This window comes from Tropicimonas sp. S265A (genome assembly GCF_049800835.1).
Lineage (GTDB): Bacteria > Pseudomonadota > Alphaproteobacteria > Rhodobacterales > Rhodobacteraceae > Dinoroseobacter.
Window position 1 is genome coordinate 100,510 of sequence record NZ_JBNAFU010000002.1, and the last position, 19,953, is coordinate 120,462.

Annotated in this window: 16 protein-coding genes; 6 read left to right on the top strand and 10 right to left on the bottom strand. The window is 65.4% G+C overall.

Annotated elements, in window-relative coordinates; all coding sequences use genetic code 11:
- Position 1: 1 nt before the first annotated feature.
- The 3 genes from ACP15N_RS08110 (at position 2) to ACP15N_RS08120 (ending at position 3,668) form a co-directional block, all read left to right on the top strand.
- Positions 2-1,048 (top strand): HesA/MoeB/ThiF family protein, encoded by a 1,047-nt coding sequence (locus ACP15N_RS08110; RefSeq protein WP_425091734.1) that lies wholly within the window; start codon positions 2-4, stop codon positions 1,046-1,048.
- Positions 1,049-1,244: 196 nt separating this feature from the next.
- On the top strand, positions 1,245-1,553 hold the full coding sequence (locus ACP15N_RS08115) for a hypothetical protein (RefSeq protein ID WP_425091735.1): 309 nt from the start codon (positions 1,245-1,247) through the stop codon (positions 1,551-1,553).
- Positions 1,554-1,646: 93 nt separating this feature from the next.
- Positions 1,647-3,668, top strand: coding sequence for a M3 family metallopeptidase (locus tag ACP15N_RS08120; RefSeq protein ID WP_425091736.1), 2,022 nt, complete (start codon positions 1,647-1,649; stop codon positions 3,666-3,668).
- Here ACP15N_RS08120 and ACP15N_RS08125 read toward each other — a convergent pair.
- The gene (locus tag ACP15N_RS08125) at positions 3,665-4,285 is read right to left on the bottom strand and encodes an SH3 domain-containing protein (protein WP_425091737.1); all 621 of its coding nucleotides are present in this window, start codon (positions 4,283-4,285) and stop codon (positions 3,665-3,667) included. The two genes, ACP15N_RS08120 and ACP15N_RS08125, sit on opposite strands and share 4 nt — an antisense overlap.
- A gap of 164 nt (positions 4,286-4,449) precedes the next feature.
- Here ACP15N_RS08125 and ACP15N_RS08130 point away from each other — a divergent pair, with 164 nt between their 5' ends.
- On the top strand, positions 4,450-5,433 hold the full coding sequence (locus tag ACP15N_RS08130) for a 2-hydroxyacid dehydrogenase (protein WP_425091738.1): 984 nt from the start codon (positions 4,450-4,452) through the stop codon (positions 5,431-5,433).
- A 78-nt stretch (positions 5,434-5,511) separates the two neighbouring features.
- Positions 5,512-5,853, top strand: a complete 342-nt coding sequence (locus tag ACP15N_RS08135) for a carboxymuconolactone decarboxylase family protein (protein WP_425091739.1) — start codon at positions 5,512-5,514, stop codon at positions 5,851-5,853.
- A 6-nt stretch (positions 5,854-5,859) separates the two neighbouring features.
- Here ACP15N_RS08135 and ACP15N_RS08140 read toward each other — a convergent pair whose 3' ends face one another.
- Positions 5,860-6,468 carry a Hint domain-containing protein gene (locus tag ACP15N_RS08140; RefSeq protein WP_425091740.1) on the bottom strand — a complete coding sequence of 203 codons (609 nt, stop codon included), beginning with the start codon at positions 6,466-6,468 and terminating at the stop codon, positions 5,860-5,862.
- A gap of 204 nt (positions 6,469-6,672) precedes the next feature.
- Positions 6,673-9,168, bottom strand: a complete 2,496-nt coding sequence (locus ACP15N_RS08145) for a GcvT family protein (protein WP_425091741.1) — start codon at positions 9,166-9,168, stop codon at positions 6,673-6,675.
- 164 nt (positions 9,169-9,332) lie between these two features.
- Between ACP15N_RS08145 and panB the strand changes: the two genes are divergently transcribed.
- Positions 9,333-10,142 carry a 3-methyl-2-oxobutanoate hydroxymethyltransferase gene (gene panB / locus ACP15N_RS08150; protein ID WP_425091742.1) on the top strand — a complete coding sequence of 270 codons (810 nt, stop codon included), beginning with the start codon at positions 9,333-9,335 and terminating at the stop codon, positions 10,140-10,142.
- 168 nt (positions 10,143-10,310) lie between these two features.
- Here the strand turns inward: panB and ACP15N_RS08155 are convergent, their stop codons facing one another.
- From ACP15N_RS08155 to xdhA, 7 genes are all read right to left on the bottom strand, one after another.
- Positions 10,311-11,408 carry a BMP family ABC transporter substrate-binding protein gene (locus tag ACP15N_RS08155; RefSeq protein ID WP_425091743.1) on the bottom strand — a complete coding sequence of 366 codons (1,098 nt, stop codon included), beginning with the start codon at positions 11,406-11,408 and terminating at the stop codon, positions 10,311-10,313.
- Positions 11,409-11,547: 139 nt separating this feature from the next.
- A complete protein-coding gene (locus ACP15N_RS08160; protein WP_425091744.1) occupies positions 11,548-12,474 on the bottom strand; it encodes an ABC transporter permease in 927 nt (308 codons plus the stop codon).
- Positions 12,474-13,568: an ABC transporter permease gene (locus ACP15N_RS08165; protein ID WP_425091745.1), complete on the bottom strand. Its 1,095-nt coding sequence runs from the start codon at positions 13,566-13,568 to the stop codon at positions 12,474-12,476. Before ACP15N_RS08165 ends, ACP15N_RS08160 begins: the two co-directional genes overlap by 1 nt.
- Before the next feature lie 66 nt (positions 13,569-13,634).
- On the bottom strand, positions 13,635-15,173 hold the full coding sequence (locus ACP15N_RS08170; protein ID WP_425091746.1) for an ABC transporter ATP-binding protein: 1,539 nt from the start codon (positions 15,171-15,173) through the stop codon (positions 13,635-13,637).
- Positions 15,170-16,132, bottom strand: coding sequence for a xanthine dehydrogenase accessory protein XdhC (gene xdhC / locus ACP15N_RS08175; RefSeq protein ID WP_425091747.1), 963 nt, complete (start codon positions 16,130-16,132; stop codon positions 15,170-15,172). The genes ACP15N_RS08170 and xdhC overlap by 4 nt, the downstream gene beginning before the upstream one ends.
- Positions 16,129-18,456 carry a xanthine dehydrogenase molybdopterin binding subunit gene (gene xdhB, locus ACP15N_RS08180; RefSeq protein WP_425091748.1) on the bottom strand — a complete coding sequence of 776 codons (2,328 nt, stop codon included), beginning with the start codon at positions 18,454-18,456 and terminating at the stop codon, positions 16,129-16,131. The genes xdhC and xdhB overlap by 4 nt, the downstream gene beginning before the upstream one ends.
- Positions 18,453-19,838, bottom strand: coding sequence for a xanthine dehydrogenase small subunit (gene xdhA / locus ACP15N_RS08185; protein ID WP_425091749.1), 1,386 nt, complete (start codon positions 19,836-19,838; stop codon positions 18,453-18,455). Before xdhA ends, xdhB begins: the two co-directional genes overlap by 4 nt.
- Positions 19,839-19,953: the final 115 nt, after the last annotated feature.

Here is a 19,953-nt window from a genome sequence, read left to right on the forward strand (position 1 = left end):
CGTGTTTCTGGTATTCGCCATGGCGCTGACGATCTGGCTGATCGGGCGCAGGATGCAGGCCCCGGCGCAAGCGCGCTGGCTGATGATCGGCATCCTTTATGTTGTTGTATTGGCTATCCAAATAGCGTTGCCCGAGGGCGCTCCATTGCGCGAGGTGACGGGCGGGTCCCCGGCCTTGTGGCTGATCCTTGGGGGGGCGGTCGCGCTGGTTCTGGCCTATGGGGAGGTCTTGCGGCGTGTGAAGGCGCGGGTTCAGGACCCGCCTGCTTCGACCGCTGCGTCCACGCAGTCAGGGCCCTTTTCGGATGTGGAACTGGACCGGTATGCCCGCCACATCGTGATGCGCGAGATAGGCGGCCTTGGCCAAAAAAGAATGAAGGATTCCAAAGTCTTGGTGGTCGGTGCCGGTGGGCTTGGCAGCCCGGCGCTGCTGTATCTGGCGGGCGCCGGGATCGGTACCATCGGGGTTGTGGATGACGACACGGTCAGCTTGTCGAACCTGCAACGGCAGGTGATCCACACGGATGCGCGGTCGGGCATGCCCAAGGTGTTTTCAGCCGAGATCGCGATGAAGGCCCTGAACCCGCATATCGAGGTGCGCCCATACAACCGACGCCTGACCGACGCCATCGCCGAAGACCTGTTCGCCGATTACGATCTGATCCTGGACGGCAACGACAATTACGGGACGCGCGCGCTGGTCAACAGGGCGGCAGTCGCAACCGGCAAGCCTCTGATTTCAGGTGCTATTTCGCAATGGGAAGGGCAGATCAGCCTGTTCGATCCAGTGCGCGGTGCCCCGTGTTATGCCTGCATATTTCCGACTGCGCCCGCAGACGGACTGGCCCCGTCTTGCGCCGAAGCCGGGGTTGCCGGGCCGCTGCCGGGGGTGATCGGAACGATGATGGCGCTTGAGGCGATGAAGGACATCACCAAGGCGGGCGATGGGCTGGCCGGGCGGATGCTCTTGTACGATGCGCTGTCGGCGGAGACGCGGACGGTCAAGCTCAAGCGCCGGGCGGATTGTGCGGTCTGCGGGCACCTGTAGCTGGTTTTGTACGTTTTGTAGCACGCTCCAGAAGGCGTTTTTGCAAATTGTAGCAATCCGGAGGCTCGCGGATCCAGGCCAACTGCGGGTTAGCCCACCCGCGTTGAGCGCCCCGTGGTCGGAACTGGCTACCCCAAACCAAGAACCTCTACGGGTTTCGCGCCAGGGATGAGGACACCAGCAAGAGCGGCCCGGTTTGCCCGTTGCGACCGTCGCTGACGATGCGTGCTGCTGGACGGATGATTTCGTGGTCGCCAACGGCAATATCTTGAAGGCGCAGGTGGGCGGACAGGTGCTGGTGATTGCGTGGGACCCGGTTTTCGAGAGTCTGAACATCTGGGTCAATGACACCGGTGCACCGGTGAAGCAGATCGATCTTTTCTGCAAGACGCCGGACGGCAGCTTGCAGCGGTTCGCGGATGTGAAGGCGGGGCTGTTCTGGCACGTCTGGTCGGAGTTCTTTCCTCATACTGACATCAACCGGAGGCCCGGTGCCGAGGCCTAGTGCCTGGGGCACCCATCGGGTCGATATGCCGGGCCAGATTGGTTGTTGCGGTGTCCTGCACGCCCTAGATGTGAGGGAAAGGAGACCGCGCCCATGACCAACCCGCTCTTGTCCGACTGGACCACCCCGCAGCAAATGCCGCCATTCGACCAGATCGAGGATGCGCATTTCAAACCCGCGCTTGAGGCGGCCTTGACGCAGGCGCGGGCGGATATCGCGGCGATCGCGGGCAACCCCGAGCCACCGACTTTCGACAACACCATTCGCGCGATGGAGGCGGCGGGCCCGACGCTGAACAAGGTGTTGCGCGTGTTCTTTCACATTGCAGCGATCGACAGCACGCCAGAGCGCGAGGCGTTGCAAAAGGATTTCGTTACGGCACTGAGTGCGTACAACGCCGAAGTGACCGGGAACGAGGCGCTGTTTGCCCGGATCGCGCAGGTGTGGGAGGCGCGCGCCGCCCTTGGCGATCAGGAAGCCCGTGTGGCGGACCTGACCTACAAGAGTTTCACGCGCGGGGGTGCTGCGCTGAAGGGGGCCGAGAAGGACCGGATGACCGAGATCAAGGCGCGTCTTGCGATGCTGGGCACCGAGTTCACGCAGAACATTCTGGCCGACGAGCGTGACTGGGTGATGCCGCTGGCGGAGGCCGATCTGGAGGGGTTGCCGGAGTTCGTCATCGCCACCGCGCGGTCGGCCGCTGAGGAACGCGGTCTGGAGGGGCACGTCGTGACCCTGTCGCGGTCGCTGATCGTGCCGTTTTTGCAGTTCAGCCCGCGCCGGGACCTGCGCGAGAAGGCTTATGAGGCATGGACCGCGCGCGGTGCCAACGGCGGGGAGACAGACAACCGCGGCAATGCCGCCGAGATACTGGCTCTGCGGGAAGAACGCGCCAGGCTGCTCGGTTATGAAAGCTTCGCCGCCTACAAGTTGGAGCCCGAGATGGCCAAGACACCCGACGCGGTGCGCGATCTGCTGATGCAGGTCTGGGCCCCGGCGCGGGCGCAGGCCGAAGCGGATGCCGAGGTGCTGACGCAGATGATGCAGGCCGACGGGATCAACGGCGATCTGGAAGCATGGGACTGGCGGTATTACTCCGAGAAACGGCGGCAGGCCGAGCACGATCTGGACGAGGCGGAACTGAAGCCGTACCTGCAACTCGACCGGATGATCGAGGCGGCGTTCGATTGCGCGAACAAGCTGTTCGGGCTGGAGTTCAGGCCGCTGGACGTGGCGCTGCCGCATCCCGATGCACGCGCCTGGGAAATCTGGCGCGGTCCTCGGCTGATGGCGGTGTTTGTCGGCGATTACTTCGCGCGCGGCGGAAAACGCTCCGGCGCGTGGTGCGGGTCGCTGCGCAGTCAGGACAAGCTGGAGGGCGACACGCGGGCGATCATCACCAATGTGTGCAATTTCGCCAAACCCGCCGCCGGGCAGCCCGCGCTGCTGAGCTTCGACGATGCGCGCACGCTGTTTCACGAGTTCGGCCACGCGCTGCATCATATCCTGTCGGATGTGACCTATCCGACGATTTCAGGCACCTCCGTGGCGCGCGATTTCGTGGAACTGCCGAGCCAGTTGTATGAGCATTGGCTGGAGGTGCCGGAGGTTCTTAGCCGGTACGCCACCCATGCCGAGACCGGTGCGCCAATGCCCAAGGCCCTGCTGGACCGCATGTTGGGGGCGGCGACCTATGACATGGGGTTCCAGACAGTGGAATATGTGGCGTCCGCCATTGTGGACCTCGCGTTTCACGACGGCGCGGCGCCAGCGGATCCGATGGCCCGTCAGGCCGAGGTTCTGGCCGATCTGGGCCTGCCGCACGCGATCCGGATGCGCCATGCGACCCCGCATTTCGCCCATGTGTTTGCGGGCGACGGGTATTCGTCGGGCTATTACAGCTACATGTGGTCCGAGGTGATGGACGCGGACGCATTCGCGGCCTTCGAGGAGGCGGGTGATCCGTTCGACCGGGAGGTTGCGAGCCGTCTTGAGGCCTACATCCTGTCCACCGGCGGGTCGGTCGAGGCGGATCGCCTGTACACGGAGTTCCGGGGCCGTTTGCCCGGGGTCGAGGCGCTGCTCAAGGGGCGCGGGCTGGACAAGGCGGCCTAGCGCAAATCGGCGCGGCGGGTCTGAACGCCAAGGTCGGTGTCAAGACCCCAGAGCGTTCCGGCCTCCACCCAGCCGCGCGTACGGCCCTGTTTGACCCGGCACCACCCGGCGCGGCAGCCGTCGAGATTGACGATTGCCCCCGCCTCGGCGCGCGCGCGGATCTGGGAGGTTGACGTCGGCTTGGCGTGGATCGGGGTCAGGTCGTGTTTGACGATGACGGTCCGCACCCCCGAGAGCAGCGCGTAGTGCATCCAGCCGCCCGCGCCCTCGCGGTCGACGACGCGGCGCCAGTGGCCGTATTCGCCGACGATCATCAGCGGCATGTTCTGGTGCTGGAATACCCAGTCGATGCGGTGGGTCAGGCTGGGGCCGCGGCGCACATTGCCGGTTTCAGCCTTCATCGACACGAAACGCGGCAGCGGCAGGTTGGTGACCGGCCCGGTCTGCGGCGCCACCGGGTTGATCACTGTCGCTGCTGTTGCCGGAGGTGTGGGGCGCGGTTGTGGCTTCACCTCTGCCGTCGCGATGCTTGAGGTCAGCGCGAGGATCAGCCCGCCAATCAGAAACCGGGACCGGACAGCGGCCAGTGCCTGCAACAGGCGGCGGAATGGGTGCATCAGTGTGCCCTGCTCTTGTCTGCTCTGCCGGGCTTTCGCGGAATCGCACGATGCCCGGGTAATTTTATTTCGTTTCAAGCCTCGATCAGGGGTCTATCGGGTTGCCCCTGCTTCTGACTTATTGCCAGTATAGCGCGTGATTTGGAAGCGGGGAGGGGTCGTGCATGCCCGGTGAACGCCTGAGTGTTGTCGTCACGCGACGGTTGCCCGACGTGGTTGAAGCGCGTCTGAAAGAGCTTTTCGATGTCGAGCTGAACGAGACGGATGTCCCGATGGATCGCGCCGCCCTCGTGGAGGCGATGCGGCGCGCGGATATCCTGGTGCCGACGCTGACCGACACGATCGACGGTGCGATGCTGGCCGCGGCTGGGGACCGTTTGAAGCTGATTGCGAATTACGGGGCCGGCGTGGACCATATCGACGTGGCCACGGCGCGGCAGCGGGGCGTGCATGTGTCCAACACCCCCGGGGTGCTGACCGACGACACTGCGGACATGACCATGGCGCTGATCCTCGCGGTTACGCGGCGCATCCCCGAGGGTCTGGCGCGGATGCAGGGCAGTGATTGGAACGGCTGGAGCCCGACGGCGATGCTGGGCGGGCGGATTGCCGGGCGTCGGCTGGGCATTCTGGGCATGGGGCGCATCGGGCAGGCGGTGGCGCGGCGCGCGGCGGCATTCGGGATGCAGGTGCACTATCATAACCGGCGGCGGCTGCACCGCGGGATCGAGGAAGATCTGGGCGCCACTTGGTGGGACAGTCTGGACCAGATGGTCAGCCGGATGGATATCCTGTCGGTCAACTGCCCGCACACGCCGTCCACCTTTCACCTGATGAACGCGCGGCGGCTGAAGCTGATGAAGCCGTCCGCAGTGATCGTGAACACCTCGCGCGGGGAGGTGATCGACGAGAACGCGCTCACGCGGATGCTGCGGGCGGGCGAGATCGCCGGGGCCGGGCTGGATGTGTTCGAAAACGGCGAGGTAAACCCGCGCCTGCGCGAGTTGGAGAATGTCGTGCTGCTGCCGCACATGGGGTCTGCCACGGTGGAGGGCCGGGTCGAGATGGGCGAGAAGGTCATCATCAATATCAAGACCTTCGATGACGGGCACCGGCCGCCTGATCTGGTCGTCCCCTCGATGCTCTGACCCATTTGACCCCGATCAAGGCGCGGGCACGCGGTTGGGCGCATATCCGACCTGAATATATTCAGGAAGGAGAATGTGATGGATTGGCCGGGGTTCATGGATGGTATGCGCGACGAGTTGAAATCTCTGAACGCGGCGATGCCGGAGACAGCCAAGGGGTTCGGGGCGCTTACCAAGGCCGCCAAGGAAAGCGGGGCGCTGGATCTGAAGGCGCGGGAGTTCGTGGCGCTGGGCATCGCCGTGTCGCAGCGTTGCGCCCCGTGCATCGGGTTTCATGTGGAGGCGCTGGCAAAGGCCGGGGGCAGCCGTCAGGAACTGGTGGATGTGCTGGGCATGGCCGTGCAAATGGGCGGCGGGCCGTCCTATATGTATGCGGCGCAGGCCCTTGCGGCATGGGACGCCTTGGCCGAGGCTGCTTAGCCCGGATCAGTGCAGGGCAGCGGGGCGGTCTTCGTCGAGTTCCGGAAAGAGGCGGCGCAAGGCAGACTGCGTGTCGATATCGAGCGCGGTCAGGCTGGATTCGTCAGGTGCATAGCTTTCGACCAGAACACCGTTGACGGAAAACACCTGGGGCGTGTCGAAGACGAGGCTGTGATAGGTCACCCCGTCAGAGATGGTATCTCCGCCGAGGTCCACGAACGCATGTTCGAACGTGTCAAGCAGGTCAGATGCAGCCAGCTTCAGGGTCGGATCGCGGGCTTCCTGCGCCAGCAGGTAGGCGGGGACACGGACGCTGTGGTTCGGGGCAAGGGCCAATGTGCGCCCGGGCATCATGGGGCCGAGCGCGCGCGGCATCAGGCGAATGGGGGCGAGGCCCGGATTCTTGCGCAGGTCTTCGTGGCTGAGGGTGACACGGACGACGTGGCGCAAGACTTGCAACCCGTCTGAGCGTGTGACGATCAGATCGCCGGGGCGCAGGTTTTCCACCCGCCGTTCACCGCAGGGCGTTCGGACATTGGCGCCGCTGACCAGACCTGTCAGATGTGTGGCGCAATCCGGCACCAGCGCGGGTTCGACCCGTGTCATCACAGTCATGCGATTATCCTCTGTCCTATCTCCCCAGGCAGGTACCATCCTATTGGTAAATGTGACGGAAAAGCGCCGGTGTAGGGGCGAAGACAGGGATTGTTCGCCAACTGCGATCAGCGATTTGGGCGGGACTCTGCTGAAAATGCCTGCGAATTGGGCATTTGTGTTGGATTTGATGGAGAAATCGGTTGAGCGATGCGCCCGTGCGACTCAGCCATCCACTCGTATTGTTTCGTTTTTGGAATCGAAGGGGCAGTCCTCGGCGACCGTGGCGGACCAGAGGCGATTCTGCATTTTCACCATCAGTTTTGTTCCGGGCGCGGCGTGCTTCGGTGTCACGTAGCCCATTCCGATGGATTGCCCGAAGGCGACCGAGTAGCCGCCGGAGGTGAGGCGCCCCACCTTGGTGTCCCCGGCATAGAGCGCCTCGCGCCCCCAGGGGTCCGCATCGTCCGGCCCGTCAATCAGCAGGGTCACGCAGGTTGAGCGGATGCCGGTTTCGACGCACGGTCGCTTGCCGCGAAACGCCTTTCCCAGATCGACGAAGCGGTCGAGCCCGGCCTCAAGCGGGGTGGCGTCACGCCCAAGTTCGGTCCCGAACGCGCGATAGGATTTCTCCTGCCGGAGCCAGTTCTGGGCGCGTGCGCCAACGAGTTTCAGGCCGTGAGGTTCGCCTGCTGCGAGCAGTTCATCCAACAGGTAGTTCTGCATCTCCATCGGGTGGTGCAACTCCCACCCCAGCGCGCCGGTGTAGGACACGCGCAGCGCCAGCGTCGGGCACATCTTCAGCTCGATGTCGCGGGCCGAGAGCCACGGGAAGCGTTTGTTCGACAGCGCCGTGGCCGGGTCCGCGTCGCGGATAAGCTCGGACAGGATATGCCGGGCATTGGGACCGGCCAGCGCAAAGACCCCGTATTGCGAGGTCACGTCCTGCAGGACCATCGGGCCGAACTCCGCCATCTTGTCGGCCATGGCCTTGCGCAGGTAGTCGGCGTCGTAGTCCTGCCACGCGCCTGCGGAGACCAGATAGAACTGATCCTCGGCTTGCCGCAGGATGGTATATTCGGACCGTACCGTGCCGGCGTCGGTCAGCGCGTAGGTCAGGTTGATCCGCCCCACCTTGGGCAGCTTGTTGGTCGTAAACCAATCCAGGAACGCTGCCGCCCCCGGGCCCGACAAGATATGCTTGGCAAAGGGTGTCACCTCGATCAGCCCGGCGGTTTCGCGAATGGCTTTGGCCTCGGATACGGCATGGTCCCACCAGCCGCCGCGCCGGAAGGAGCGCGCGTCATGGTCGAAACTGTCGGGCGCATCCAGCGGGCCATAGTAATTGGGCCGTTCCCATCCGTTGACTTGCCCGAACTGCGCGCCGCGCGCCTTCAGCCGGTCATAGGAGGGGGCGGTTTTCAGCGGGCGGCAGGCTTCGCGTTCCTCATCGGGGTGATGCAGGATGAAGACGTGGGAATAACATTCCTCGTTCTTGCGCGTCGCGTATTCAGTGGTCATCCAGCTGCCGTAACGCTTGGGATCGAGGCTCGCCATGTCGATCTCGGCCTCGCCTTGCGTCATCATCTGGGCAAGGTAGTGGCCGGTCCCGCCCGCGGCGGTGATGCCGAAGCTGAAGCCCTCGGCCAGCCACATGTTGCGCAGGCCCGGTGCGGGTCCGACCAGCGGATTGCCGTCGGGCGTGTAGCAGATCGGGCCGTTGTAATCGTCCTTCAGGCCTGCGGTTTCCGAGCTGGGGATGCGGTGGAGCATGGAGAGGTATTCCGCCTCGATCCGTTCGAGATCGAGCGGGAAGAGATCCGCACGGAAGCTGTCGGGCACGGCGTATTCGAACCGTGCGGGCGCACCCTGTTCGTAAGGCCCGAGGATCCAGCCGCCGCGTTCCTCGCGCACGTACCATTTGGCGTCCGCGTCGCGCAGAACCGGGTGTTCGGGGTTGTTCGCGCGCCATTCGACGAGGGCCGGGTCCGGCTCGGTCACGATATACTGGTGTTCGACGGGGATGGCGGGAATCTTGAGGCCCAGAAGCTGTGCCGTGCGCTGGGCATGGTTGCCGGTGGCGGTGACGACATGTTCGGCGTGGATCACCATCTGTTCGTCCGAGGGGACAAGGTTGCCGCCCTTTTCCACCATCCTGGTGACGGTGACGTTCCAGTGATCGCCGGTCCAGCGGTAGGCATCGACCTGCCATTTCCGCTCGATCGTCACGCCGTGCTGGCGCGCGCCCTTGGCCATGGCTTGCGTGACATCCGCCGGGTTGATGTAGCCATCGGTCGGATGCAGGATCGCGCCTTTCAGATCGTCGGTGCGCACCAGCGGGTAGCGGTCCTTGATGTCCGAAGGGCTGAGCCATTCATACGGGATGCCCACGGTTTCGGCGGTGGAGGCATAGAGCATGTATTCGTCCATGCGGTCCTGCGTTTGTGCCATGCGCAGGTTGCCGACAACGGCAAAGCCGGGGTTGAGGCCCGTCTCGGCCTCCAGCGCCTTGTAGAACTTCACCGAGTAGTCGTGGATGTGGGAGGTCGCGTAGCCCATGTTGAAAAGCGGCAGGAGGCCTGCGGCGTGCCATGTGGAGCCGGAGGTCAGCTCGTCCCGTTCCAGCAAAAGTACATCCCACCCGGCCTTGCCGAGGTGATAGGCGATGCCTGCGCCAACCGCGCCGCCGCCGACGACCAGAGCTTGAACATGGGTTTTCATCGGCGAGTCCTCCGCGTTCTGCACTTGTATTCTAGCCGAACCGCGCAAGCGCGGCGGGGGGTTCCGACCGCTCAGGCGCAAAAAACGACCTGCGCCCTTTGGACCGGTTGCAGGGATCGTGGGGCTTGGGGAAGCTGGCGGAACCTGGAAGAAGGATCAGTCCCATGTCCGCACAAGCGCCTCTCCGCCGGATCAACGTGCCCCAGATCGCCGCCCGCAAGGGGGCCGAGCCGATCGTGGCGCTGACCGCCAGCCATGTGCAGTTCGCGCAGATTCTGGACGCGCATTGTGACGTTTTGCTGGTGGGGGACAGTCTGGGGATGGTCACGCATGGGTTTGACAACACGCTTCCGGTGAGCGTGGAGTTGATGATCGCGCACGGTGCGGCGGTGGTCCGGGGGACCCAGCGTGCGCTGGTCGTGGTGGACATGCCGTTCGGGTCCTACGAGGAAAGCCCGCAGGTGGCGTTCCGCAATGCCGCCCGGATCATGGCCGAGACGGGCGCGAGTGCGGTGAAGCTCGAAGGCGGGGCGCGGATGGCCGAGACCATCGGGTTTCTGACCGCGCGCGGTATACCGGTGATGGCGCATATCGGCCTTACGCCGCAAAGCTCCAACACGATGGGCGGGTTCAAGACGCAAGGACGCAACGCGGACAGCTGGCCGCTGCACCACGCCGATGCGGCGGCGGTGGCCGAGGCCGGGGCGTTTTCGGTCGTGCTGGAGGGGATGGTGGAGCCGCTGGCGGCTGAGGTGACGGCGGCCTGCCCGATCCCGACCATCGGCATCGGCGCATCAAGGACCTGCGACGGGCAGATCCTCGTGATGGAGGATATGCTGGGTCTGGGCGACTGGGCCCCGAAATTTGTGCGTAAGTTCGCTGATCTGCGCACAGAGGTGGACCGCGCCGTGGGGGCCTATGCCGAGGCCGTGCGCGACCGCAGTTTCCCCGGCGAGGACGAGATCTACACCTAGCCGGTTCGTGGACTTGTGGGCGCTGCCCCCGGCGCCTGCGGCGCCTCCCCCGAGGTATTTCGACACAAAAGAAAAGGGGCGCCGGTTCGGAGCGCCCCCTGGTCATGGAGTCTGGAGTACGTCCCGCCGGAGGCACGCGCCCGTGGGCGCGTGTCCGGCCCGTGCGGATCAGTTCGGGATATCGCCGGTGATACCCTGGATGTAGAAATCCATCGACAGAAGCTGCCCGTCCTCGGCGACCTCACCATCGGCGAGGAAGACGCTGCCGTCCTGCTTCATGATCGGTCCGGTGAACGGGTGATACTCCCCCGCAGTGATCGCGGCGATCATCGCTTCGGCCTCGGCCTTCACATCGGCGGGCACCTCGTCGGTGATCTCGCCGATCACGACCTCGCCCTCGGGCATGCCGCCCCAGCTTGACTTGCTTTCCCATGTGCCGTCGATGACGGCGCCGACCCGCTCGATGTAGTAGGGGTTCCAGTTGTCGATGATCGAGGCGATGCGCGGCTTGGGCGCATAGGGCAGCATGTCGGAGGCCTGACCGAAGGTGAAGACGCGCTTGCCTTCGTTGTTGGCCTCTTCCGCGGCGGCCTGGGGGGCTGTGGAGTCGGTGTGCTGGGTGATCACGTCCACGCCCTGTTCGATCATGGCGCGGGCGGCGTCGGCTTCCTTGGCCGGGTCAAACCACGAATAGACCCAGATCACCGTCAGTTCGACATCCGGGTTCACCTTCTGCGCGTGCAGGAAGAAGGAGTTGATGCCCATGATCACTTCGGGGATCGGGTAGGAGGCGATGTAGCCGATCTTGTTGGTCTCGGTCATCTTGCCGGCGATGTGGCCCACCACGGCGCGGCCTTCATAGAAGCGCGAGTTGTAGGTGGTGACATTCGGATGCTCGCGCTTGTAGCCGGTCGCGTGCTCGAACTTCACGTCCGGGAAGCGGGCTGCGACGTTGTTGGTGGCATCCATGAAGCCGAAGGAGGTGGCGAAGATGATGTCCGCGCCCGAGAGCGCCATCTGGGTCATCACGCGTTCCGCGTCCGCGCCTTCGGCGACGCTTTCCTGAAAGATGGTTTCGACCTTGTCGCCATATTCCTCTTCGATGGCGAGGCGGCCCACGTCGTGCTGGTAGCTCCAGCCGAGGTCGCCGATTGGGCAGCAATAGACGAAACCGACCTTGACGGGTTCGTCCTGTGCCGCCGCCATGCCAGCGAGGCCGCTGGCCGCGGCAAAGACGAGGCCCTTGAGTGCTGTCGTGAGATTCATACGCGTGTTCCCTGTAATCCGGTTATGGTCTTGCGCCCCCGGGCGAGCGCGGTGGATGCCCGCATCCTACAGCGCGCCCGGGTGGCGGCAAGGGGGGCACCGCGTTGCGACGCCCCGGAACTGTGCGGGTGCCCAAGGATTAGGCGGTTGCGTGAAAGCTCCGGCCCAGATCGGCGGGGGCGTTCAGGGCGGCGCGCGACTTCGATTGCGACATCAGCACCAGCACGAGGATGGTCATGAGGTACGGAGAGGCCGCCAGCAGGTCGACCGGCACCTTGACCCCGGCGGCTTGCAGGTTCAGCTCCAGCACGGCGACCCCGCCAAAGAGATACGCCCCGAGCAATACGTACCACGGTCGCCAGCTGGCAAAGACCACGATGGCAAGCGCGATCCAGCCTGCACCTGCGGTCATGCCTTCGGTCCATTGCGGCACGCGGATCAGGCTCAGATACGCCCCGCCCAGCCCCGCACAGGCTCCGCCAAACGCAATCGCCATCAGACGCACGCGGATCACCTTGTAGCCAAGCGCGTGGGCGGCATCGTGGCTTTCGCCCACCGCGCGCAGCACGAGCCCGCCGCGCGTGCGGGTCAGGAACAGCCATACGCAGGCGACAAGCGCGATCGACAGATAAAGCATGGCGTCATGGGAGAACAGGATCGGGCCCAGAACCGGCAGGTCAGAGAGGACCGGCAGGTCGAGCTTTGGCGTGTCCGGGGCCTTGAGCCCGACATAGCCCTGACCAATCAGGGCCGAAAGGCCCAGTCCGAACAGGGTCAGTGCAAGTCCGGTGGCGACCTGATTGGACAGGAAGAACTGCGTCAGCACGCCGAAAATCAGCGAGAAGGCCGCGCCGCCAAGCGCGCCTGCGGCAAACCCTAGCATCGGGCTGCCGGTTTCCACCGCAACGGCAAAGCCGCAGATCGCGCCGAGGATCATCATGCCTTCGACCCCGAGGTTCAGGACGCCCGCCTTTTCCACCACAAGCTCGCCAATGGCGGCCAGCAGGATCGGGGTGGAGGCGACCATGAGGGACGCAACGAGGACGACCGGATCAATTCCACCCATCAGGAAGCTCCTTTTGCCGCCGCACCAGCTAACCGGATGCGGTAGTTGGACAGCACGTCGAGGCCCAGAAGGAAGAACAGCAGCATCCCTTGAAACGCCTGAATGGCCGAGGCGGGGATGCCGAGCATGAATTGCGCAAGCTCCCCGCCGATATAGGTGAGCGCCATCAGCAGACCCGCCAGCAGAATACCGATCGGGTGCAGCCGCCCGAGGAAGGCCACGATGATCGCGGTGAAGCCGTAGCCCGAGTTGAAATCGATGGAGATCTGCCCGGCGGGTCCCGACACCTCGAACAGGCCCGCAAGCCCTGCGAGCACGCCCGAGAGACCAAGGCAGACCACCACCAGCAGGTTCGGGTTCACGCCGGCAAAGCGCGCGGCGCGCGGGGCTTGCCCGGTCAGTTTGATCTGGTAGCCCAGCATGTGCCGGTTGAGCAGGACATAGGCGAGGATCACGGCGATGAAGGCCGCCGCCACACCCCAGTGCATCCCGGTGCCCGCGATCAGTTCGGGATTGTCGGTCCCGGGGTGTTGCGAGAGGTTGCGCGAGCCGGGAAAGCCGCCGCCCTCGGGATTGCGCAGCGCGCCGAGCGCCATGGAGGCGAGCAGTTTTTCGGCCACATAGACCAGCATGAGTGAGACGAGGATCTCATTGGTGCCGAACTTGATCTTCAGGAGCGCCGGGATCATCGCCCAGGCCCAGCCGCCAAGCGCCCCGGCGAGCACCATGAGCGGGAAGATCAGCGGGCTTTCAGACGGGTAGAACGCGAGCCCGACGGCTGCGCCACAGATCGCGCCGAGGATATACTGCCCCTCGGCCCCGATGTTCCAGATGCCCGCGCGGAACCCGAGGCTGAGCCCGATGGCGATCAGGATCAGCGGCCCGGCCTTGACCAGAAGCTGCGGGCGCGAAAAGGCCGCGAATTGCTCATTGAAGAGCGGATCCCAGAAGATCGTGCGGATCGCCTCGAACGGGTCCTTGCCGAGAATGGCAAACAACATGCCGCCCGCGACCATTGTCATGAGCACCGCGACGATCGGGGTCAGGGCGGTCCAGAGGCGGGACGGGTTGGGGCGGCGTTCGAGGCGGATCATCGCGCCGCCCCTCGCGGTTTCGGGCCTCCGGCCGGGATATTCGCGGACGTGGATGAGCGGGCAGGTCTAGGCATGCAGTGCGGCCTCCGGTGGTGTTTCAGCGGGGGCTTCCATGTCGTGGGCGCCGCCCAGCATCAGGCCGATCTGGTCCACCGTGAGGCCGGCAGCGGGGACCTTGGCGCTGAGCTTGCCGCCGTTGAGGGCGGCAAACGTGTCTGAGATTTCCATCAATTCGTCGAGGTCCTGACTGATCACCACCACGGCGGTGCCTTGCGCGGCCAGATCCAGCAGCGCCTGCCGGATCGCGGCGGCAGCGGAGGCATCGACACCCCAGGTGGGCTGGTTCACCACGAGCACTTCGGGGCGTTGCAGAACCTCGCGCCCGATGACGAACTTTTGCAGGTTGCCGCCGGAGAGCGCGCGCGCGGCGGCCTGGGCGTTCGGGGTGCGCACGTCAAAGGTCTCGATGATCTTTTCGGCAAAGGCGCGGGTCCGGGGCCAGTCGAGAAACCCGTTTCTGGCCAGTCCTTCACGGATCGACCCGGTCAGCAGGGCGTTTTCGATCAGGCTCATATCCGGGGCGGCGGCATGGCCGAGCCGTTCTTCGGGACCCGACAGGATGCCCATGCGGCGGCGTTGGCTTGGTCCAAGGCGGCTGATCGGGGTGCCGTTCAGGAACACGTGATCGCCCGAGCGCCGTTCGCCGGAGAGCGCGCCGAGCAATTCGTCCTGCCCGTTGCCGGCCACCCCGCCAATCCCCAGCACCTCGCCCGCGCGGACCTCGAACGAGATGTCGGTCAGCGGCGTGCCGAAGGCAGACGCAGGCGGCAGCGACAGGCCCGAGACGGTCAGGACCGGCGCTCCCATCTCGTTTCCGGCGGATTTGGTTTGCTGGAGGGTCTTGCCCACCATCATCTCTGCCAACTCGCGCGCGGATTTCTCGCGCGGGTTGCAGGTGGCGACCACCTTGCCAAGCCGCAGGATCGTGGCCGCATCGCAGAGCGCGCGGATTTCTTCGAGCTTGTGCGAGATATACAGGATTGCCGTGCCCTCATCGCGCAGCTTGCGCAGGGTGGCGAACAGGATGTCGACCTCCTGCGGGGTAAGGACCGAGGTGGGTTCATCCATGATCAGGAGCTTGGGGTCCTGCAAAAGGCAACGGATGATTTCGACCCGCTGGCGTTCGCCCGCGCTGAGCGTACCGACGAGGCGCGCAGGGTCCAAAGGCAGGCCATAGGCGTTGGACACCTCGGTGATGCGCGCGGCCAGATCACCCATCCTGGGCGGGTCTTCCATCCCCAGCGCGATGTTTTCGGCGACACTCAGCGCCTCGAACAGGGAAAAGTGCTGGAACACCATCGCCACGCCGCTGGCGCGCGCGGCCCGGGGTTCAGCCGGAGCGAAGGGGGCACCCGACAGGGTCATGCCGCCTGCGTCGGGACGCACGAGCCCGTAGATCATCTTGACCAGTGTCGACTTGCCCGCACCGTTTTCGCCCAGCAGCGCGTGTACCTCGCCGGGGTCGATGGAGAACGACACATCGTCATTGGCCACCACGCCGGGATAGGCCTTGGTCAGCCCTGCGACCGTCAGCAGCGTTGTCATCCGCGTGTCCCCTTTTGCGCGGGCGCGTGGCTTTGCGCGCCGGTCTTTTGCCCAGATAGTAGGCGGGATGCCACGGAGATCGCAATGGCCTGGGGGTGTTTGCCAAGGCGCGGATCACCGATGGGGCAGGTGATGCGCGCGATTTGGGCGGGGGCGTGGCCCAGCTGCGCAAGGCGCTTGCGGAAACGGGCCCATTTCGTCGCCGACCCGATCAGACCGATGGCGGCGGCAGGCTGCCCAAGCAGCCGGTGGCACAAGTCGAGATCCAGCGCGTGGGAATAGGTGAGGATCAGATGGTGCGCATCGGGCGGCGCGGTTGTGGCGGCCGCAGCCGGATCGGGGGCGGGCAGGGCCGTGACCTGTGGCGGCACGATGGGCGGAAACCTCTCCAGCCCGGTATCGACCCATGTGAGCGCGAGATCGGGCAATGGCGAGAGTGTATGCACCAGGGCGCGCCCGACATGGCCAGCGCCGTAAATCCAGACCGGCGTGCTGGGATGCAGTGTTGGCTCGATGAACCAGCCGTCCCGCAGGGTGGGCGTGATCGGAACGCCGCGGTCCCGGGCCTGCGACAGCAGCCGGTGCATGCTGAGTGGCATCGTCCCGTCAGCGCCGGGCGTGGCGCGGGCCACGGGGCCGTCGGGCAACCGGTCAAGACGGGCAGTATCCCAAACCTCTGTCAACACGGCGACCGCGCCACCGCAGCACTGGGCAAGCGCAGGGCCAAGCGGGGTCTGGTCGAACCGGTCACTGCCGGTACTGAGGGCCGCGCGCGCCCTTCTGGCGGCCTCGAACTCCAGCGCCCCGCCGCCGATGGTGCCGGCTTGGCCGTCCGGCCAGACGAGCATGGCGGCCCCCACCTCGCGCGGGACGGAGCCTTTGATGTCCGCCACGACGACCCGCGCCACGGGGCCATGTTCGGCGATGGCCTCAGCCAGAGCGGCGCGGTCAAAACTCATGCGCGCACCCGGTCAATGGCCCAGAGCAGACGCTCGGGCGTGGCCGGCGCGTCAAGTGCGGGGTAGACCGTGCCATCGCCGCAGGCCGCGACCGCATCGCTGAGCGCCATCAGGGCCGAGATGCCCAGCATCAGGGGCGGCTCGCCCACGGCCTTGGAGCGATAGATCGTATCTTCGCGGTTGACCCCGTCCCACAGGGCCACGTTGAACACGGACGGCGTGTCGCCCGCAGCGGGGATTTTGTAGGTGGAGGGGGCATGGGTGCGCAGCGCGCCGCGCGCGTCCCAGACCAACTCCTCCATCGTCAGCCAGCCTGCCCCCTGAACATAGCCGCCCTCGATCTGTCCGATATCGAGCGCGGGGTTCAGCGAGGCGCCGCAATCATGCAGGATGTCGGTGCGCACGATGCGGTTTTCGCCGGTCAGCGTGTCCAGGATCACTTCCGTCACCGACACGCCGTAGGCGAAGTAGAAAAACGGGCGACCCGTACCCCGGATTCGGTCCCACACGATCTTGGGCGTCTTGTAGAACCCCGTGGCCGACAGGCTGACGCGCGCCATGTAGGCCTTGTGCACGGCCTCCTCGAACGCATAGTCCGCACCGCCCACATGCACGCGCCCGCCTTCGAAGCGGACGGAGGCCGGATCGGCCTGATGCTCCTCGGCCAGAAACTCGGCGATGCGGTCACGGATGGTGTCGCACGCAGCTTTCACCGCCATGCCGTTCAGGTCCGATCCGCTGGAGGCCGCGGTGGCAGACGTGTTGGGCACCTTTGCCGTGTCGGTTGCGGTGATCTTCACCCGGTCCAGCCCGACGCCGAAGCGGCTGGCGGCCACTTGCGCCACCTTCTGGAACAGACCCTGCCCCATCTCGGTGCCGCCATGGTTCATGTGGATGGAGCCGTCCTGGTAGACATGCACGAGCGCGCCGGCCTGATTGAGGTGGGTCAGCGTGAACGAGATGCCGAACTTCACCGGTGTCAGCGCGATCCCGCGTTTCAGGATCGGGTTCTCGGCGTTCCAGCGGGCGATTTCCGCGCGGCGCGCGGTGTAGTCGGACGAGGCGAGCAACGCGTTCGTCATCTCGTGCAGCACGAAGTCCTCGACCTCCATATGATAGGGTGTGGTCTGTTTCTTTTGTGCTGAAATACCTCCGCCGGAGGCTCCCGCAGGTGCGGCCGACGCGGCATAGTAGTTGAGGCGCCGCACCTCCAGCGGGTCGCGGCCGACCGCATGGGCGACATGATCCAGCACCCGTTCGATGCCGACCATGCCCTGCGGGCCGCCAAAGCCCCGGAACGCGGTGTTGGACTGGGTGTTGGTCCGCAGCCGGTGCGAGCGGATCGAGACATGCTCAAGATGGTAGGCATTGTCGGCATGCAGCATCGCGCGGTCGGCCACCGGCAGGCTGAGGTCCAGCGACCAGCCGCAGCGGCAGTATTGTTCGAAGATCAGGCCCAGAATACGCCCTTCGGGTGTGATCCCGACCTTGTAGTCGATGCGGAACTCGTGGCGCTTGCCGGTGATCGTCATGTCGTCATCGCGGTCATAGCGCATCTTGGCCGGGCGGCCGGTCATCTGCGCGGCAATCGCACAGGAACAGGCCAGCGCGTTGCCCTGGCTTTCCTTGCCCCCGAACCCGCCGCCCATGCGCCGGACCTCGACCCGCACGGCGTTCATGGGAAGCCCCAGCGCTTCGGCCACCTTGTGTTGGATCTCTGTCGGATGCTGGGAGGAGGAATGGACGATCATGTCGCCGCCTTCCTGCGGCAATGCGAGGGCGGCCTGCCCTTCGAGGTAGAAATGCTCCTGCCCGCCAATCTCCATTCGGCCATCGATTACCTGCGGCGCGCTGGCGAGCGCCGCGGCGGCGTCCCCCTTGGTATAGTGGCGCGGGGCGTCTTCGAAAATCTCGCCTGCGGCCAGGGCGTCGTCGATGGTCAGGAGCGCGGGTTTCTCCGCATAGCTGATTTCGGCCAGCCGCGCGGCCCTGCGCGCGGCCAGATGGGTTTCCGCGATGACAAGGAAGATGGGTTGGCCGAGATATTTAACCTCCCCTTCTGCGAGCATCGGTTCTGCTTCCAGCGGGGTTGGGGAGACGTCGTTGTGATGGGGCAGATCCTCGGCGGTCAGGACCGCGAGCACCCCCGGGGCCGCGCGCACGGGCGCAAGGTCCATCGCAGTGATCGTGCCATGCGCGATCTCGCTCAGCCCGAAGGCCAGGTGCACCGCGTTTGCGGGTGTTGGAATATCGTCGACGTAACGGGCCTGGCCCGTGACATGCAGCGGCGCCGCGTCATGGGCGAGGGGTTTGTGCACGCTCACGGGGTCACCTCCAGCACCGAAACCGGCATCCCGGACAGGTCATGCACGTACCGGAGTGTCATGTTCTGCGCCGTGCGCAGCCGGTAGGCCGCCGAGGCGCGCATGTCCGACAGGGGCGAGAAATCCTCGGCCAGATGGGTGAGTTTGGGCTGGACATCCGCAACCGTGAACGCAGAGCCCTGCAGGGCGGTTTCTGTTGCTTTTGCGCGTTTCGGTGTGCCAGCCATGCCGCCAAAGGCGATGCGGGCGTCTGTGATCACACCGTCTGCGACCGTAAGGTTGAACGCGCCGCAGACGGCGGAGATGTCCTGGTCGAACCGTTTGGAGAGTTTATAGACCCGGAGAGCAGTCTGGCCGCGCGGAATCGTCACCGCCTCCACGAACTCGCCGGGCGCGCGGTCTTGCTTGCCGTAGTCGAGAAAGAAGTCCTCCAGTGGCAGGTCGCGGCGCGTATCTCCGTGGCGCAGGTGCAGGGTCGCGCCAAGGGCGATGAGCGGCGGCGGGCTGTCCCCGATGGGCGAGCCATTGGCGATGTTGCCGCCGAGCGTGGCGGCATTGCGCACCTGCACGGAGCCGTAACGGCGGAGCATCTCGGCAAGGCTTGGGTAGTCGTCGCGCACGAGATCCAGAAGGTCGGTGATGGAGGTCATCGCGCCGACGCGCCAGTGCGTGTCGGTGGTCTCGATCGATGTGAGATCTTCGCAACCGTTGAGAAAGGCGACGGGCGCGAGGTCCCGCAGGGATTTCGTGACCCAGAGCCCGACATCGGTCGCGCCCGCGATCAGGGTCGCGTCGGGGTTGGCGGCATACCATGTGGCAAGCGCGTCGGAGGAGCGTGGCCGGGCCACGCCCGCCTCCTCACTTGCTGTCGTGTCCTCCCCCGCATCCGGCAAGACTGGCTCTGCCATCCAGTCGGGGACCGGCTGGCTGGCGGCGGCTTCGGCGGCGCGCAGAATGGGCGCGTAGCCGGTGCAGCGGCAGAGATTGCCAGCGACCTGATCGGCGTGATCCGTGGCCCCGTTAAGATGGGCGCAGGCCATGGTGGTGATAAAGCCCGGCGTGCAGAACCCGCATTGGGAGCCGTGATGGTCCACCATCGCAGCTTGCACCGGGTGAAGTGTGCCATCGGGGCCGGACACACCTTCGACGGTGCGCACGGCCTTGCCCGCCAGTTGCGGCAGAAACAGAATGCAGGCGTTGTAGCTACGCGCGCCCTCGGCATCGGTGACAATGACCGTGCACGCCCCGCAATCGCCTTCGTTGCAGCCTTCTTTTGTGCCGGTGAGGCCGCGTGTCTCGCGCAACCAGTCAAGCAGGGTTCGTGTGGGCGGCGCGTCTGTCACGCGCACGGTCTCTCCGTTCAGAAGAAACGTTACATCCATCTAAAATGCCTGCCGCGTTACCAGTGTCCGGTTTTGAGCCGGTGGCGCAGTCGATGCGGCGTAGACTGCGCGGCTCCTGTCGCAACGCTCAGGAAAGCGGCTCTTTTTCGCTTTG

Bases quoted from the DNA above. Each gene is read 5' to 3' on its own strand.
- xdhC (WP_425091747.1), bottom strand. From the start codon at position 16,132: ATGAGTTTTGACCGCGCCGCTCTGGCTGAGGCCATCGCCGAACATGGC.
- ACP15N_RS08125 (WP_425091737.1), bottom strand. From the start codon at position 4,285: ATGCACCCATTCCGCCGCCTGTTGCAGGCACTGGCCGCTGTCCGGTCC.
- ACP15N_RS08130 (WP_425091738.1), top strand. From the start codon at position 4,450: ATGCCCGGTGAACGCCTGAGTGTTGTCGTCACGCGACGGTTGCCCGAC.
- ACP15N_RS08140 (WP_425091740.1), bottom strand. From the start codon at position 6,468: ATGACTGTGATGACACGGGTCGAACCCGCGCTGGTGCCGGATTGCGCC.
- panB (WP_425091742.1), top strand. From the start codon at position 9,333: ATGTCCGCACAAGCGCCTCTCCGCCGGATCAACGTGCCCCAGATCGCC.
- ACP15N_RS08155 (WP_425091743.1), bottom strand. From the start codon at position 11,408: ATGAATCTCACGACAGCACTCAAGGGCCTCGTCTTTGCCGCGGCCAGC.
- ACP15N_RS08170 (WP_425091746.1), bottom strand. From the start codon at position 15,173: ATGACAACGCTGCTGACGGTCGCAGGGCTGACCAAGGCCTATCCCGGC.
- ACP15N_RS08145 (WP_425091741.1), bottom strand. From the start codon at position 9,168: ATGAAAACCCATGTTCAAGCTCTGGTCGTCGGCGGCGGCGCGGTTGGC.
- ACP15N_RS08165 (WP_425091745.1), bottom strand. From the start codon at position 13,568: ATGATCCGCCTCGAACGCCGCCCCAACCCGTCCCGCCTCTGGACCGCC.
- ACP15N_RS08160 (WP_425091744.1), bottom strand. From the start codon at position 12,474: ATGGGTGGAATTGATCCGGTCGTCCTCGTTGCGTCCCTCATGGTCGCC.
- ACP15N_RS08120 (WP_425091736.1), top strand. From the start codon at position 1,647: ATGACCAACCCGCTCTTGTCCGACTGGACCACCCCGCAGCAAATGCCG.
- xdhA (WP_425091749.1), bottom strand. From the start codon at position 19,838: ATGGATGTAACGTTTCTTCTGAACGGAGAGACCGTGCGCGTGACAGAC.
- ACP15N_RS08135 (WP_425091739.1), top strand. From the start codon at position 5,512: ATGGATTGGCCGGGGTTCATGGATGGTATGCGCGACGAGTTGAAATCT.